The organism is Pseudomonas sp. B21-009 (assembly GCF_024749345.1).
Lineage (GTDB): Bacteria > Pseudomonadota > Gammaproteobacteria > Pseudomonadales > Pseudomonadaceae > Aquipseudomonas.
In genome coordinates, this window is sequence record NZ_CP087199.1 from 542890 (window position 1) to 558834 (window position 15945).

Annotated in this window: 16 protein-coding genes; 13 read left to right on the forward strand and 3 right to left on the reverse strand. The window is 62.6% G+C overall.

Translation table 11 applies throughout. From position 1 onward, the window contains the following. Positions 1-60 precede the first annotated feature (60 nt). Both motA and motB read left to right on the forward strand, forming a co-directional pair. Positions 61-912 carry a flagellar motor stator protein MotA gene (motA, locus tag LOY34_RS02405; protein WP_038997459.1) on the forward strand — a complete coding sequence of 284 codons (852 nt, stop codon included), beginning with the start codon at positions 61-63 and terminating at the stop codon, positions 910-912. Between the two features lie 3 nt (positions 913-915). Beyond that, positions 916-1938 carry a flagellar motor protein MotB gene (gene motB, locus LOY34_RS02410; protein WP_195885548.1) on the forward strand — a complete coding sequence of 341 codons (1023 nt, stop codon included), beginning with the start codon at positions 916-918 and terminating at the stop codon, positions 1936-1938. Between the two features lie 66 nt (positions 1939-2004). Here the strand turns inward: motB and LOY34_RS02415 are convergent, their stop codons facing one another. Next, a complete protein-coding gene (locus LOY34_RS02415) occupies positions 2005-2487 on the reverse strand; it encodes a TIR domain-containing protein (RefSeq protein WP_045193744.1) in 483 nt (160 codons plus the stop codon). A gap of 258 nt (positions 2488-2745) precedes the next feature. After that, the gene (rsgA, locus tag LOY34_RS02420; protein WP_093376733.1) at positions 2746-3777 is read right to left on the reverse strand and encodes a small ribosomal subunit biogenesis GTPase RsgA; all 1032 of its coding nucleotides are present in this window, start codon (positions 3775-3777) and stop codon (positions 2746-2748) included. 91 nt (positions 3778-3868) lie between these two features. On the opposite strand from rsgA, the gene orn reads away from it, so the two are divergent. Both orn and LOY34_RS02430 read left to right on the forward strand, forming a co-directional pair. Continuing rightward, on the forward strand, positions 3869-4411 hold the full coding sequence (gene orn / locus LOY34_RS02425; RefSeq protein ID WP_045193742.1) for an oligoribonuclease: 543 nt from the start codon (positions 3869-3871) through the stop codon (positions 4409-4411). 100 nt (positions 4412-4511) lie between these two features. Continuing rightward, positions 4512-5123 carry a trimeric intracellular cation channel family protein gene (locus LOY34_RS02430; protein WP_038997454.1) on the forward strand — a complete coding sequence of 204 codons (612 nt, stop codon included), beginning with the start codon at positions 4512-4514 and terminating at the stop codon, positions 5121-5123. Positions 5124-5190: 67 nt separating this feature from the next. Here LOY34_RS02430 and queG read toward each other — a convergent pair whose 3' ends face one another. Continuing rightward, a complete protein-coding gene (queG, locus tag LOY34_RS02435; protein ID WP_195885549.1) occupies positions 5191-6288 on the reverse strand; it encodes a tRNA epoxyqueuosine(34) reductase QueG in 1098 nt (365 codons plus the stop codon). Positions 6289-6350: 62 nt separating this feature from the next. On the opposite strand from queG, the gene LOY34_RS02440 reads away from it, so the two are divergent. The 9 genes from LOY34_RS02440 to hflC all read left to right on the forward strand — a co-directional run bounded on the left by LOY34_RS02440 (position 6351) and on the right by hflC (position 15765). Beyond that, on the forward strand, positions 6351-7211 hold the full coding sequence (locus LOY34_RS02440; protein ID WP_195885550.1) for an NAD(P)H-hydrate dehydratase: 861 nt from the start codon (positions 6351-6353) through the stop codon (positions 7209-7211). Next, positions 7199-7669, forward strand: coding sequence for a tRNA (adenosine(37)-N6)-threonylcarbamoyltransferase complex ATPase subunit type 1 TsaE (gene tsaE, locus LOY34_RS02445; protein ID WP_045193739.1), 471 nt, complete (start codon positions 7199-7201; stop codon positions 7667-7669). Before LOY34_RS02440 ends, tsaE begins: the two co-directional genes overlap by 13 nt. A gap of 3 nt (positions 7670-7672) precedes the next feature. Continuing rightward, positions 7673-9097 (forward strand): N-acetylmuramoyl-L-alanine amidase, encoded by a 1425-nt coding sequence (locus LOY34_RS02450; RefSeq protein ID WP_213602626.1) that lies wholly within the window; start codon positions 7673-7675, stop codon positions 9095-9097. Then, the gene (mutL, locus tag LOY34_RS02455; RefSeq protein WP_045193737.1) at positions 9094-10995 is read left to right on the forward strand and encodes a DNA mismatch repair endonuclease MutL; all 1902 of its coding nucleotides are present in this window, start codon (positions 9094-9096) and stop codon (positions 10993-10995) included. Before LOY34_RS02450 ends, mutL begins: the two co-directional genes overlap by 4 nt. A 1-nt stretch (position 10996) precedes the next feature. After that, the gene (gene miaA / locus LOY34_RS02460) at positions 10997-11968 is read left to right on the forward strand and encodes a tRNA (adenosine(37)-N6)-dimethylallyltransferase MiaA (protein ID WP_195885551.1); all 972 of its coding nucleotides are present in this window, start codon (positions 10997-10999) and stop codon (positions 11966-11968) included. A gap of 96 nt (positions 11969-12064) precedes the next feature. Beyond that, a complete protein-coding gene (hfq, locus tag LOY34_RS02465) occupies positions 12065-12325 on the forward strand; it encodes an RNA chaperone Hfq (protein ID WP_010221594.1) in 261 nt (86 codons plus the stop codon). A gap of 12 nt (positions 12326-12337) precedes the next feature. After that, complete coding sequence (gene hflX, locus LOY34_RS02470; protein ID WP_010221595.1) at positions 12338-13639, forward strand: ribosome rescue GTPase HflX; 1302 nt, start codon at positions 12338-12340, stop codon at positions 13637-13639. A 96-nt stretch (positions 13640-13735) separates the two neighbouring features. After that, positions 13736-14896 carry an FtsH protease activity modulator HflK gene (gene hflK, locus LOY34_RS02475; RefSeq protein ID WP_045193733.1) on the forward strand — a complete coding sequence of 387 codons (1161 nt, stop codon included), beginning with the start codon at positions 13736-13738 and terminating at the stop codon, positions 14894-14896. After that, positions 14896-15765, forward strand: coding sequence for a protease modulator HflC (gene hflC / locus LOY34_RS02480; RefSeq protein ID WP_195885552.1), 870 nt, complete (start codon positions 14896-14898; stop codon positions 15763-15765). Before hflK ends, hflC begins: the two co-directional genes overlap by 1 nt. Positions 15766-15945 lie beyond the last annotated feature (180 nt).

Sequence of the window (15945 nt, forward strand, 5' to 3'; positions counted from 1 at the left end):
AGAAGAGTTTTTTTAACTTCCGCTCACGACCCTGACCACGACAGTAAGTGCTTTCTATCTATGGCTAAAATTATCGGCATCATCGTCGTATTCGCGAGTGTGCTCGGCGGATATGTACTTTCCCACGGCAAGATTGCGGCCCTGATCCAGCCTTTCGAAGTGCTGATCATCGGTGGTGCTGCTTTCGGTGCGTTCCTCCAGGCCAACCCTGGTTACATGACCATGCATGTAATCAAGAAGTCGCTGAAGATGTTCGGCACGCGCTTTACCCACACCTTCTATATCGAGGTGCTGGGCCTGGTCTACGAGATTCTCAACAAATCCCGTCGCGAAGGCATGATGGCGATCGAAGCCGATATCGAAGACGCCGCTGCCAGCCCGATTTTCGCCAAGTACCCGGCGGTACTGGGTGACGAACGCATGACCGCGTTCATCTGTGACTACCTGCGCATCATGTCCACCGGCAACATGGCCCCGCACGAGCTTGAGGGCCTGTTCGACATGGAGCTGCTGAGCATGAAGGAAGAGCTCGAGCACCCGTCCCACGCCGTGACCGGCATCGCCGACGGCATGCCCGGCTTCGGTATCGTTGCCGCGGTACTGGGTATCGTAGTGACCATGGCCTCGCTGGGCGATGGCGACCAGAAGTCGATCGGCCTGCACGTCGGTGCGGCGTTGGTCGGTACCTTCTTCGGTATTCTCGCCGCCTACGGCTTCTTCGGCCCGCTGGCCACTTCCCTGCGCCATGACGCCAAGGAAGAGCTGAACGTCTACGAGGCGATCAAGGCCTCGCTGGTGGCTTCGGCCTCGGGCATGCCGCCATCGCTGGCCGTGGAATTCGGGCGCAAGGTGCTGTTCCCGGCCCACCGCCCGAGCTTCGCCGAGCTGGAACAAGCAGTTCGCGGTCGCTAAGCCATGGAGAACAATCAGCCCATTATCGTCAAGCGCATCAAGCGCTTTGGCGACGGCCACCACGGTGGCGCCTGGAAGATTGCCTTCGCCGACTTCGCTACGGCGATGATGGCGTTCTTCCTGGTGCTGTGGCTGCTGTCGACGGCCACACCGGAGCAGAAGATCGCCATTGCCGGCTACTTCAAGGACCCGATCGGTTTTTCCGAAAGCGGCACGCCGTACATCATCGACCTGGGCGGCTCGCCCCAGCTCGCCCCGGAAAAGACCATCAACCCGGAAGAAAAGTCCGAGCCAACGCCTGAGACCAGCATCCCGATCGACCAGAACACGGTCGAGAACATGGCCGAGCAGGTTGAGCGCGAGCGCCTCGAGTTGCTCCTGCAGGAGCTGCAGAACAAGGTTGAAGAGAACCCGCAACTGCAGAAGTTCAAGGACCAGATCCTCTTCGAGATCACTCAGGACGGGCTGCGCATCCAGATCATGGATGCCGAGAACCGGCCAATGTTCGACCTTGGCAGCGCGCGCCTGCAGCCGTACTTCGAGGACATCCTGCTGGCTATGGCCGACACCATCAAGGCGGTGCCGAACAAGATCAGCATCAGTGGCCATACCGATGCCAAGCCATACGCCGGCACCGGCGACTTCGGCAACTGGGAGCTGTCGGCCAACCGCGCCAACGCCGCACGCCGCGCGCTGGTCGCCGGTGGCTACCCGGATACCCAGGTGGCGCGGGTGGTCGGCTATGCCTCGTCGTCGCTGTTCGACCGGCAGAACCCGCTCAACCCGGTCAACCGCCGGATCGACATCATCGTCCTGACCAAGAAGGCCCAGCGCACCATCGAAGGCGAACAGACCCAGCCTGCCGCCCCCGAAGCCGGCCAGCCAGGCGCCGCAGCGCCGGCTCCAGGGGCGACCCCGGAGCCAGCCCCGGCGGCCGAGCCCGAGCCGATGCAGCCACGGGAGTTGCGCCAGAAGCTGAACATCTTCGAAGACGGTGTGTTGAAGATGGACGAAAACAAGCAGTAAGCCTGCTAGCTGAAAAAAACGCCCGTGCGCAGCGATGCCCACGGGCGTTTTGCTAGGCGCTACAGGCTAAAAGCCGCGGCGGATCTTGGCCTTGAGGTCGGCATGGAAGAAGTCGGCGTTGGAGCGGTTGGTGGCATTGGCCTCGCAGGCTTCGCTGTCGATCGAGCGCTTGAAGGTCTGCTCGTCATGGTAGGCGCGCACGTAGAGGTCGATGTGTTCGCGGTTGGTCATGGTTGGCCACTTCTCCAGATACCCCGGCAGCGTGGCCTCGCCGCACTGGTAAAAGGCTACCCGGCGATTGACTAGAGTGGCGGCGCCAAGCTGGAAGGGCACCCACCAGGCCTCGGCGGTTTCCGGTGCGAGCACGGCAATCAGGTGGGTGCACTGGCTGATGTTGCGGCGGATGATTCCGCTGATGTCGTCGGTGGTCTGCTGGGCCTCGCTGTCGAACAGGTCCAGCTGGGTATTGATGCCTTCAAGCTTGAGCCGTTCATTGATGATGAAGGCGTCCAGGCGTTCGCTGTGGCGATAACTGATAAAGACTGGCATCAGAAGTGCCCTCCCACGCTGGAGGGAGTGGCGTTGATGCGCAATAGCTGAATTGTCATGGTTGATTCCTTTCATACGCAGTGCATGGGGTCGATTCGCTTCATGGCGGCGAATCTTGAAAGGTGACAATCAGCGAAAGTCTTTCGCACAGCAAGGTACGACCAGCAAAGCAGATGCTTCCTGCTTTGCTGGGTAATAAATCCTACGGATGCGTCCTACTTTGAACTGTTTGAGGCCCGTTTCCGGGCCTCAGATGTTTCAGTAAGTGTCTTGCGGCAGGCTGGCGATGATCGAGCGGTAGCTGTTCATCCGTTGCTGTTGCACGCGGCCGTCTTCGAGGGCCTTGAGCAGCGCGCAACCCGGCTCGCGATCGTGTTTGCAGTCGCGAAAGCGGCAGGTGCCGAGCAGGTCGGTGAACTCGATGAAGCCGGCTTCGACATCGGCGCGGCTGACGTGGCCCAGGCCAAATTCGCGGATGCCCGGGGAGTCGATCAGCTCGCCACCACCGGGGAAGTGGTAAAGGCGGGCGGTGGTGGTGGTGTGAGTACCCTGGCCGGACCATTCCGACAGATCGCCGACGCGGGTCTGAACCTCGGGCAGCAGGCTGTTGACCAGCGACGACTTGCCAACCCCGGACTGACCGACGAACACGCTGATATGGCCGTCAAGCTGGGCCTGCAGTTGCTCCATGCCGTTGCCGTGGTGCGCCGACACTTCCAGCAACGGGTAGCCAAGCTGGCGGTACACTGCCAGCAATGCATTGAGCGCCGGAGCGTTCTGCTCGTCGATCAGGTCGGCCTTGTTCAGCAGCAGCAAGGGGCGGATGCCGGCATGCTCGGCCGCGACCAGGTAGCGGTCGATCAGGTTGGCATGGGGTTCCGGCGCCGGGGCGAAGACGATCACGATCAGGTCGACGTTGGCCGCTACCGGTTTGAGCTGGCCACGACTGTCCGGGCGGCACAGCTCGGTATGGCGCGGCATCTGCGCGACAATCACGCCAATGCCCTGGTTGCCGGCGCGCCAGACTACCTTGTCGCCGGTGACCAGCGCCGGCAGGTTGGCCCGCAGGTGGCAACGGAACACCTGGCCGGCAACGTCGCCGTCCTGGGCTTCGACTTCGACCTGCACGCCAAAGTGAGCGATGACCAGGCCCATTTGCTCCGGGCCGAGGTCACCGCCTTCGAGCTCCTTCAGGGTCTGTTGTTCGCGTTTGGCGGCGCGGGCAGCGCGTTCACCCTGGATTTTTTCGATGCGCCAGTTCTGGCGTCGATTGAGCTGGCGTTTGGCCATGAAGGTTCCGTGTTCGGGAGGCAATATTTAACCGCGGGGAGTTTAGCACGCTCCACTAGGCTAAACTGCGCACCTACCGAGGAGCAGAATCATGCAGAACCCACAGAACCTGATCTGGATCGACCTGGAAATGACCGGTCTGGATCCGGATCAAGACGTCATTATCGAAATGGCCACCATCGTCACCGACAGCGACCTCAATACCCTGGCCGAAGGCCCGGTGATCGCCATTCACCACAGTGACGAGGTGCTGGCGCGCATGGACGAGTGGAACACCCGCACTCACGGCGCCTCCGGCCTGACCCAGCGGGTCAAGGACAGCCGCGTCAGCATGGCCGAAGCCGAGGCGCAGACCATCGCCTTCCTGGAACAGTGGGTGCCAAAGGGCAAGTCGCCGATCTGCGGCAACAGCATCTGCCAGGACCGCCGCTTCCTCTATCGCCACATGCGCAGCCTGGAAAACTACTTCCACTACCGCAACCTCGACGTTTCGACCCTCAAGGAGCTGGCAGCACGCTGGGCGCCTGAGGTGCGCGACAGCTTCAAGAAGGGCGGCACCCACCTGGCGCTGGACGATATCCGCGAGTCGATCAACGAACTGCGCCACTATCGCCAGCACTTCATCAAGTTCTGATCGCAACGCCGCCGGCTTGTACAGACAATCCGCGCGGCGCCCCCTTTTGGTGCCTGTGGCAACTGGTTAGACTGCGCGCCCCTTTGCACGGATCTGCGCCATGTTGTTGATGCTCTACCTCATTGCTATCACTGCCGAAGCCATGACTGGCGCGCTGTCTGCCGGGCGCCGCGGCATGGACTGGTTCGGCGTGGTGCTGATCGCCTGCATCACCGCCCTGGGCGGTGGTTCGGTGCGCGACGTGCTGCTGGGGCATTACCCGCTGACCTGGGTCAAGCACCCGGAATACCTGGTGCTGACCAGTTTCGCAGCGCTGATGACGATCTTTATCGCGCCTTTGATGCGCCACTTGCGCTCGCTGTTCCTGGTGCTTGATGCCCTGGGGCTGGTGGCCTTCACCCTGATCGGCTGCATGACCGCACTGGAAATGGGCCAGGGCATGCTGGTGGCATCGATCAGTGGGGTGATTACCGGGGTGTTCGGCGGGATCCTCCGGGATATCTTCTGTAACGATATTCCGCTGATCTTCCGTCGGGAGCTGTATGCCAGTGTGTCGTTCGCCGCGGCCTGGTTTTACCTAGGCTGCGTGTACTTCAATGTGCCAGGCGAGCAGGCGATTCTGCTGACCCTGTTCGGCGGCTTCCTGCTACGCCTGCTGGCGATTCGCTTCCACTGGGAAATGCCCAAGTTTCATTACAACGACGAGCATTGAAGGCTTAAGCGGCAAGCGGCAAGCGGCAAGCGGCAAGTGGCAAGCCACAAGCTGCAAGTCGAGGCGATCAGCTTGACGCTTGTGGCTTGGCGCTTGCCGCTGCTTTCATGGCATGCTGCGCCAGCGCCCACTGTACATGCTCACGTACCAGCTCCGACGAGTACTCCTGCCGCGCCTTGAGCGCCTCCAGTACCTGGATGGTCGACGGCGCATTGCCAAGCCCTACCGCCAAATTACGCAACCAGCGCTCATAGCCGGCACGGCGCAGCGGCGAGCCTTCAGTGCTGTCGAGGAAGGTCTGTTCATCCCACATGAACAGCTCGGCAAGCCCGGCGCTGTCGAGGTTGTGCCGGGGCTTGAAGTCGTTTTCACCGCTCGGTCGGGCGAAGCGGTTCCATGGGCAGACGATCTGGCAGTCATCGCAGCCAAATACCCGATTGCCGATCAACGGTCGCAGATCTTCCGGGATCGCGCTTTTCAGTTCGATGGTCAGGTACGAGATACAGCGCCGGGCATCCAGCACATAGGGGCCGACAAAGGCCTGGGTCGGGCAGATGTCCAGGCAGGCGCTGCAGCGGCCGCAGTGTTCGCTGGCCTGCGGCGGGTCGACCGGCAGCGGCATGTCGACAAACAGCTCGGCAAGAAAGAAGTAACTGCCGGCCTTGCGGTTGAGCAGCAGGGTGTTCTTGCCGATCCAGCCCAGGCCAGCCTGCTCGGCAATGGCCTTTTCCAGCACCGGGGCGCTGTCGACAAAGGCCCTGAAGCCGAACGGGCCGATGTCTTTCTGGATGCGCTCGGCCAGGTGCTGCACGCGTTTGCGCACCAGCTTGTGGTAGTCGCGGCCCAGGGCGTAGCGGGAGATGTAGGCTTTTTCTGGTTGCGCCAGTTGCTGGGCCATGCGCGTATCGCCCGGCAGGTAGTCCATGCGCAGCGACACCACGCGCAAGGTGCCGGGCACCAGCTCATCGGGGTGCGAGCGCTTGCTGCCGTGGGCGCCCATGTAATCCATTTCGCCGTGGTAGCCGGCCTCGAGCCAGCGTTCCAGATGTTTTTCATGCTCGCCCAGGTCCACCCCGGTGATGCCGACATGGGCAAAACCGAGCTCTCGGCCCCAATCCTTGATCGATTGGGCCAGCGCAGGTAGATCGGGGGCAGAAGCAGACATGGGAATAAGGCAATACGGACTCAGGTGCGTATAATTCTGCCAGACATCAGAGCCTTTGACCCATGCCTCAGACCAAACACCCCGCAAACGAGCCCCATCGGCTCACCAGCGTCACCCTTGCGCCCCTGGCGCCACGTTCTGCTGACGCCCATAAGGGTGACTTCGGCCATGTGCTGGTGGTGGGTGGTGATCGCGGCACTGGCGGCGCGGTGCTGCTCAGCGCCGAAGCGGCGTTGCGCTGCGGCGCCGGCCTGGTATCGCTGGTCAGCCGGCCTGAGCATGTGCCTGCGGCCATGGCCCGCCTGCCCGAGGTGATGAGCCTGGGCGTGCATTCGGCCAACCAGCTGATGGCGCCGATCGAGCGGGCCTCGGTGCTGGTGGCAGGTCCAGGCCTGGGCCAGGCGGCCTGGGGGCGCAGCCTGTTGTCGGCGGTGGCCAGCAGCCCACTGCCTCAAGTGTGGGACGCCGATGCCCTCAACCTGCTGGCGCGCCAACCCTTGCCGCTGCCCAAGGGCAGCATCATTACCCCGCACCCGGGCGAGGCTGCGCGCCTGCTCGGTGTATCGACCGAAGCGGTACAGGCCGACCGGCCCGGGGCGGCGCGCAAACTCGCACGCAAATACGCGGTCGTATGCGTGCTCAAAGGCGCCGGCACCCTGGTCGCCGATCCGGCCGGGCAGTTGGCGCTGTGCTCGCGCGGTCATCCGGTCATGGCCGGCGCCGGTCTGGGCGATGTGCTCAGCGGCGTGCTCGGCGCTTTGCTGGCCCAGGGCATGTCAGCCTGGGACGCGGCCTGCCTGGGCGTCTGGCTGCATGCCTGCGCTGGCGAGCGCCTGGGCGCGCAGGGCCGTGGCCTGGCCGCCAGCGACATGGTCCCGGCAATTCGTCAGTTATTGGAGGAACATTCAGCGTGTCTGGCATAACCCTGTTTTTGGCCGATGAAGAGGCCATGGTGAATTTGGGCAAGCGTATTGCCGAAGTGACCAAAGGCCACGGTGTGATTTTTCTTGAAGGGGACCTGGGGGCCGGCAAGACCACCCTGTCGCGGGGCATTATTCGCGGCCTTGGGCACCAAGGTGCGGTAAAAAGTCCTACCTTTACTGTGGTTGAACCGTACGAGATTGGTGATGTTCGTGCCTTCCACTTCGACCTTTATCGCCTGGTCGATCCGGAGGAGCTGGAATTCATGGGCATCCGCGATTATTTCGAAGGTGACGCCTTGTGCCTGTTCGAGTGGCCGCAAAAAGGGGCAGGCATTTTGCCAAAGCCCGACCTGACCATTACCATAAGCCCCCAGGCGGGCGGTCGTTCGCTCAACCTGTCGCCGCAGGGGGCACGTGGCGAAGCCTGGTGTGCCGCTCTGGCCTTGGAATTCAAATAGAAAATGGGGATAGGTATGCGCATTCGCGCACTGGTTTCTGTCGTAGGACTGCTGCTTACGGTAGTGACCGTTAACGCTCTTGCCGTCACGCAAGTCAAAAGTGTGCGTTTATGGCGAGCGCCCGATAACACACGGCTGGTCTTCGACCTCTCGGGTCCTGTGCAGCACAGCGTGTTTACCTTGACCGCCCCGGACCGCCTGGTGATCGACATCAATGGCGCGACCCTGGCTGCGCCGTTGTCGGTGTCCACCTCCAATACCCCGATTACCAGCGTGCGCTCGGCCCAGCGTACGCCGACCGACCTGCGCGTGGTGGTCGACCTGAAAAAGTCGGTGACGCCCAAGAGCTTCACCCTGGCGCCCAATGCCCAGTACGGTAACCGCCTGGTAGTCGACCTGTTCGACCAGGAAGCCGATGCCGCGCCACCACCGCCCACACCGCCGGTGGCAACCACCCCTGCGGTACCGGTCACGCCGGCGCAACCGGCGATCAAGCTGACCCCGGTGCCCAATGGCAAACGTGACATCGTCATCGCCATCGACGCCGGTCACGGCGGTGAAGACCCGGGTGCCTCCGGTTCGCGCGGCCAGCATGAAAAAGACATCGTCCTGGCCATCGCCAAGGAGCTGCAGCGCCAGATCAACACCGAGAAGGGCTTTCGCGCCGAGCTGACCCGTACCGGCGATTACTTCATCCCGCTGCGCAAACGCACCGAGATTGCCCGCAAGAAGGGCGCTGACCTGTTCATCTCGATCCACGCCGACGCCGCGCCGTCCAAGGCCGCGTTCGGTGCCTCGGTGTTCGCCCTGTCCGATCGCGGCGCTACCTCGGAAACCGCACGCTGGCTGGCCGATAGCGAAAACCGCTCCGACCTGATCGGTGGCGCCGGCAACGTCAGTCTCGATGACAAGGACCGCATGCTCGCCGGCGTGCTGCTTGATCTGTCGATGACCGCTTCGTTGAGCTCCAGCCTCAACGTCGGCCAGAAGGTTTTGGGCAACATGGGCCGCATCACCCCGCTGCACAAGCAGCGCGTCGAGCAGGCCGGGTTCATGGTGCTGAAGTCGCCGGACATCCCGTCGATCCTGGTGGAAACCGGCTTTATCTCCAACGCCAACGAGGCGGCCAAGCTGGCCACCCCAAGCCACCAGCAGTCGCTGGCGCGTTCGATTCACAGTGGCGTACGCCAGTTCTTCCAGCAGAACCCGCCGCCGGGCACCTATGTGGCCTGGTTGCGTGACAGCGGCAAGATCGCCCAGGGCCCGCGCGAGCATTCGGTGCGCCCAGGCGAGACCCTGGCGATGATCGCTGTGCGTTATCAGGTCAGCGTCGCCAGCCTGCGCAGTGCCAACAGCCTGAAGACCGATGAACTGAAAGTCGGCCAGCACCTGAACATCCCGACCACGGCACTGGCGGCCCAGCAATGAGCAGCAGTGCCCGGATCGAGCTGCTCAGCCCGCGGCTGGCCAACCAGATTGCCGCCGGTGAGGTGGTCGAACGCCCGGCCTCGGTGATCAAGGAACTGCTGGAAAACAGCCTCGATTCCGGTGCCAAGCGCATCGATGTAGAGGTTGAGCAGGGCGGCGTCAAGCTGCTGCGCGTTCGCGACGACGGTGGTGGTATCGCTGCCGACGACTTGCCGCTGGCCCTGGCCCGTCACGCCACCAGCAAGATCCGCGACCTGGAAGACCTTGAGCGGGTCATGAGCCTGGGCTTTCGCGGTGAGGCCCTGGCCTCGATCAGCTCGGTGGCGCGCCTGACCCTGACTTCGCGTACCCGCGACGCCGAACAGGCCTGGCAGGTGGAAACCGAAGGCCGCGACATGGCCCCGCGGGTGCAGCCGGCGGCGCATCCGGTCGGCACTTCGGTGGAAGTGCGCGACCTGTTCTTCAATACCCCGGCACGGCGCAAGTTCCTCAAGACCGAGAAAACCGAATTCGATCACCTGCAGGAAGTGATCCGCCGCCTGGCGCTGGCGCGCTTCGACGTCGGCTTTCACCTGCGCCACAACGGCAAGAGCATCCTCAGCCTGCATGAAGCCCATGACGATACCGCGCGCGCTCGCCGTGTCGCGGCAATCTGCGGCCCGGGTTTCCTCGAGCAGGCACTGCCGATCGAGGTCGAGCGCAACGGCCTGCACCTGTGGGGCTGGGTCGGGTTGCCGACCTTCTCGCGCAGCCAGGCTGATCTGCAGTACTTCTTCGTCAACGGCCGCGCGGTGCGCGACAAGCTGGTCGCCCACGCCGTGCGCCAGGCCTACCGTGATGTGCTGTTCAACGGCCGGCACCCGACTTTCGTGCTGTTTTTCGAGGTCGACCCTACCGGTGTCGACGTCAACGTGCACCCGACCAAGCACGAAGTACGCTTTCGTGACGGGCGCATGGTCCATGACTTTCTGTACGGCACCCTGCACCGCGCCCTGGCCGATGTACGCCCGGAAGACCAACTGGCCGCGCCCGCTGCCAGCAGCGAGATCGTCCGCCCGAGCGGTATCCAGGCCGGTGAATTCGGCCCCCAGGGCGAGATGCGCCTGGCCGCCAATCTGCTGGAGCAGCCGCCCGCTGAACCGGGCCTGCGCCCGTCCGTGGGCAGCAATGGCAGTGGCGCCGGTTATCAATACCAGTACACGCCAAGGCCGACCCAGGCATTGCCTGCGGCCGAGGCCCAGGGTGTGTACCGGGAATTTTTCGCGCCGCTGGCCGAGGCAGCACCGCCAGCCTTGCCCGAAGGCCAGGGCGACATCCCGCCGCTGGGCTATGCCCTGGCCCAGCTCAAGGGCATCTATATCCTGGCTGAAAACGCCGTCGGCCTGGTGCTGGTGGACATGCATGCCGCCCATGAGCGGATCATGTACGAGCGCCTCAAGGTGGCCATGGCCAGCGAAGGCCTCAGCGGCCAGCCGCTGCTGGTGCCCGAATCCCTGGCCTTGAGCCAGCGCGAAGCCGATTGCGCCGAAGAGCACGCCGAGTGGTTCCAGCGCCTGGGCTTCGAGTTGCAGCGCCTGGGCCCGGAAAGCCTGGCGATCCGGCAGATTCCGGCGCTGCTCAAGCAGGCCGAGGCCAACCGCCTGGTCCAGGACGTACTGGCCGACCTGATGGAGTACGGCACCAGCGACCGCATTCAGGCACACCTGAACGAACTGCTCGGAACCATGGCCTGCCACGGCGCCATCCGCGCCAACCGGCGCCTGGCCATCGCTGAAATGAACGGCCTGCTGCGCGATATGGAAAACACCGAGCGTAGCGGTCAATGCAACCATGGCCGGCCGACCTGGACCCAGATGGGCCTGGACGATCTGGACAAACTGTTTTTGCGCGGTCGATGACATGAGCGGCAAACCCCCCGCGATATTCCTGATGGGCCCGACTGCGGCGGGCAAGACCGACCTTGCCATCGAACTGACCAAGGTGTTGCCGTGCGAGCTGATCAGTGTCGATTCGGCGCTGGTCTACCGTGGCATGGACATCGGCAGCGCCAAGCCGTCGAAAGAGATCCTCGCCGCCCATCCGCACCGGCTGATCGACATCCTCGACCCGGCCGAAAGCTATTCGGCCGCCGATTTTCGTCGTGATGCCCTGGAGGCCATGGCCGAGATCACCGCGCGCGGCAAGATTCCGCTGCTGGTCGGCGGCACCATGCTTTATTACAAGGCATTGCTCGAAGGCCTGGCGGACATGCCGGCGGCCGACCCGCAGGTGCGTGCCGAGCTCGAAGAGCAGGTTCAGCGCCTGGGTTTGCACGCCCTGCACCAGCAACTGGCGGCGGTCGACCCGGAGTCGGCGGCGCGTATTCATCCCAATGACCCGCAGCGGCTGATCCGCGCGCTGGAGGTTTACCGGGTCAGCGGCCTGACGATGACCGAACATCGTCAGCGTCAATCCGCGCAAAGTAGCGCCGCAGGCGCGTCCGCAGCGGGACAATTGCCCTATACTGTCGCCAGCCTGGCCATTGCGCCAACCGATCGGCACATACTGCACGAGCGGATTGCGCTACGATTCGGGCAAATGCTGGAACAGGGCTTCGTTGACGAGGTCCGATTGCTGCGAGCCAGAAGTGACTTGCACGCGGGGCTGCCGTCTATACGGGCGGTTGGTTATCGCCAGGTCTGGGATCACCTTGATGGCAAGTTGACTTCAGTTGAAATGCAGGAGCGCGGCATTATTGCCACTCGCCAACTGGCGAAGCGGCAGTTCACCTGGTTGCGTAGTTGGGCTGACCTGCACTGGCTGGACAGCCTGGACTGCGACAATCTGTCTCGCACCTTGAAATACCTTGGATCGGTCTCCATATTGAGCTGAGTCCTTGCAATTGCCGTCTATCCTTGGGGTGGGGCGGCTTGAGCCATCAGTTTTTCTTTGATTTTTTTACTATTGATCCTTACAGGAGTGCGGCATATGTCAAAAGGGCATTCGCTACAAGACCCTTACTTGAATACTTTGAGAAAAGAAAAAGTTGGGGTTTCGATCTATCTGGTTAACGGCATCAAGCTGCAAGGCACGATCGAATCCTTCGACCAGTTCGTGATTCTGCTGAAGAACACCGTCAGCCAGATGGTTTACAAACACGCCATCTCGACAGTTGTCCCTGTGCGTCCGATCCGTCTGCCTAGCGCAACCGAATCCGAGCAAGGCGACGCTGAGCCAGGTAACGCCTGATAGGAGTCTGCTTTGTTCTTTGAGCGCCACGGTGGTGGTGAACGGGCAGTCCTCGTTCACTTGGAAGGTCAGAACCCTGAGGCGCGCGAAGATCCGCAGGAGTTTCAGGAGCTGGCACTGTCGGCTGGGGCCGATATTGTCGCGTTCGCCAATGTGGCGCGACATCAGCCCACCGCCAAATACCTGATTGGCAGCGGCAAGGTCGAAGAATTGCGCGACCTGGTCAACGCCGAACAGGTAGATTTGGTGATTTTCAATCACACCCTCACCCCCAGTCAGGAACGTAACCTCGAACGAGTCTTCGAGTGTCGCGTGCTTGACCGCACCGGTCTGATTCTCGATATCTTCGCCCAGCGGGCGCGTACCCATGAAGGCAAGCTGCAGGTCGAACTGGCCCAGCTCGAGCACATGAGCACGCGGCTGGTACGTGGCTGGACTCACCTTGAGCGGCAAAAAGGCGGTATCGGCCTGCGCGGCCCGGGTGAAACCCAACTGGAAACCGACCGCCGCCTGCTGCGGGTACGCCTGCGCCAGATCAAGGCGCGCCTGGAGAAGGTCCGCAGCCAGCGTGAGCAGGCTCGTCGTGGCCGTAAACGGGCGGATATCCCTTCGGTTTCCCTGGTCGGCTACACCAACGCCGGCAAATCCACGCTGTTCAACGCCCTGACCCAGTCCGAGGTCTACGCTGCCGACCAATTGTTCGCGACCCTCGACCCGACCTTGCGCCGGCTCGAGCTCGACGACCTCGGGCCGATCGTGCTGGCCGACACCGTGGGCTTCATTCGTCACCTGCCGCACAAGCTGGTCGAGGCATTTCGGGCTACGCTCGAAGAGTCGAGCAACTCCGACCTGCTGCTGCACGTGATCGACGCCCATGAGCCTGAGCGCATGGCGCAGATCGAGCAGGTCATGGCGGTACTGGGAGAGATCGGTGCAGAAGGCTTGCCGATCCTCGAGGTCTATAACAAACTCGACCTGCTTGAAGGCGTCGAGCCGCAGATTCAGCGCGATGCCGATGGCAAGCCGCAACGGGTCTGGGTCTCGGCCCGCGATGGTCGGGGGCTGGAACTGGTGGGGCAGGCGGTCGCCGAATTGCTGGGGGATGACCTGTTTGTCGGTACCTTGCGCCTTGAGCAGCGTTTTGCCCGGCTGCGCGCGCAGTTCTTTGAACTGGGTGCGGTGCAGAGCGAAGAGCACGACGATGAAGGCAGCAGCCTGCTGGCTGTGCGACTGCCGCGGGTGGAGTTGAACCGCCTGGTCAGCCGCGAAGGTTTGCAGCCGCTGGAGTTCATCGAGCAACATACTTTGCAATAAATGCCCGGCGACGCGGTCGGGCAGCCGTGACAGGCATTCTGTAGCATTGGACGGCGCGCCGTGGGCGCGTCTTTGCTTTATCAGATGGAGAGCGCTATGGCTTGGAATGAGCCGGGTGGCAACTCGAACAATCAGGATCCGTGGGGCGGGCGCCGTGGTGGCGACAAGAAAGGGCCACCGGATCTCGACGAGGCCTTCCGCAAGCTGCAGGACAGCCTGAACGGCATGTTCGGCAGTGGCAAGAAACGCGGTGGTGATGGCGGCATCGGCAAGGGCGGTGGCTTCGGCCTGCTCGGTATCGGTCTCGCCGTGCTTGCAGCTATCTGGCTGTACAGCGCCGTGTACGTGGTCGACGAACAGGAGCAGGCAGTCGTGCTGCGCTTCGGCAAATACTACGAAACCGTAGGGCCGGGCCTGAACATCTACTTCCCGCCGATCGATCGCAAGTACATGGAGAACGTTACCCGCGAACGTGCCTATACCAAGCAGGGGCAGATGCTGACCGAAGACGAGAACATCGTCGAGGTGCCGCTGACCGTGCAGTACAAGATCACCAACCTGCAGGATTTCGTGCTGAACGTCGATCAGCCTGAAGTCAGCCTGCAGCACGCGACCGACAGCGCCCTGCGTCATGTGGTGGGTTCCACCGCAATGGACAAGGTACTGACCGAAGGTCGTGAGCAGATGGCCGTGGAAATCAAGGAGCGCCTGCAGCGTTTCCTCGATACCTACCGTACCGGTATCACCGTCACCCAGGTCAACGTACAGAGCGCGGCAGCCCCGCGTGAAGTGCAGGAAGCCTTCGACGACGTGATCCGTGCCCGTGAAGACGAGCAGCGTGCCCGCAACCAGGCCGAGTCCTACGCCAATGGCGTGGTGCCAGAAGCCCGTGGTCAGGCCCAGCGGATCATCGAGGACGCCAACGGTTACCGCGACGAAGTCGTCTCGCGCGCCAAGGGTGAGGCCGACCGCTTCACCAAGCTGGTCGCCGAGTACCGCAAGGCCCCTGAAGTGACCCGTCAGCGCTTGTACCTGGACACCATGCAGGAAGTCTACAGCAACACCAGCAAGGTCCTGGTCTCCGGCAAGGACGGTCAGAGCAACCTGCTGTACCTGCCGCTCGACAAGATGATCCAGAACAGTGGTTCGCGTATTGCGCCGACCACCAGCGCTGCGCCTTCGGCCAACGCTGATGCGGCCCGTGCGGCGGAACTGCAACAGCAGCAAACACAGTTGCGTACTAGGGAGAGCCGCTGATGAGCAATAAATCGCTGATCGCCCTGATCGTGGCCGTGGTGCTGGGGATCGTGGCCTGGAACAGCTTCTACATCGTGGCCCAGACCGAGCGTGCGGTACTCCTGCAATTTGGTCGTGTGGTCCAGGCTGATGTCCAGCCCGGCCTGCATGTGAAGGTTCCTTACGTCAACCAGGTGCGCAAGTTCGACGCCCGCCTGATGACCCTGGACGCCCCGACCCAGCGCTTCCTGACCCTGGAAAAGAAAGCGGTGATGGTCGATGCCTACGCCAAGTGGCGGGTCAAGGATGCCGAGCGCTTCTATACCGCGACCTCGGGCCTCAAGCAGATTGCCGACGAACGTCTGTCGCGCCGTCTGGAAAGCGGCCTGCGTGACCAGTTCGGTAAACGCACCCTGCACGAAGTGGTCTCCGGTGAACGTGACGCGCTGATGGCTGACATCACTGCCTCGCTGAACCGTATGGCCAGCAAGGAACTGGGTATCGAAGTGGTCGACGTTCGCGTCAAGGCCATCGACCTGCCCAAGGAAGTCAACCGCAGCGTGTTCGAGCGCATGAGCACCGAGCGCGAGCGTGAAGCCCGCGAGCACCGCGCCAAGGGTAACGAGCTGGCCGAAGGCATCCGTGCCGACGCCGATCGTCAGCGCCGGGTACTGCTGGCTGAAGCCTACCGGGAATCGGAAGAGACCCGCGGTGACGGTGATGCCCAGGCGGCGTCGATCTACGCCAAGGCGTACGGTCAGGACCAGGAGTTCTACGCGTTCTACCGTAGCCTCAAGGCCTACCGCGAGAGCTTTGCCGACAAGAGCGACGTACTGGTGCTCGATCCGAGCAGCGAGTTCTTCCGCTTTATGGGCAAGACCAAGCCATAAGCATCTACCCCGCCGGGCGGCTAAAACGCCTGGCGGGGTGATCCCGCGAGAAAACGGGTGTATGATGCGGCAGCCGGGAAATTCCCGGCTTTTTTGCGTCTGCAAGATCGAACGGTTCAAACCCGGCTCGGGTCTACAGAGCAGCCCAAGGTATTCGAGGGTATAGGCACGGCGGTAGCG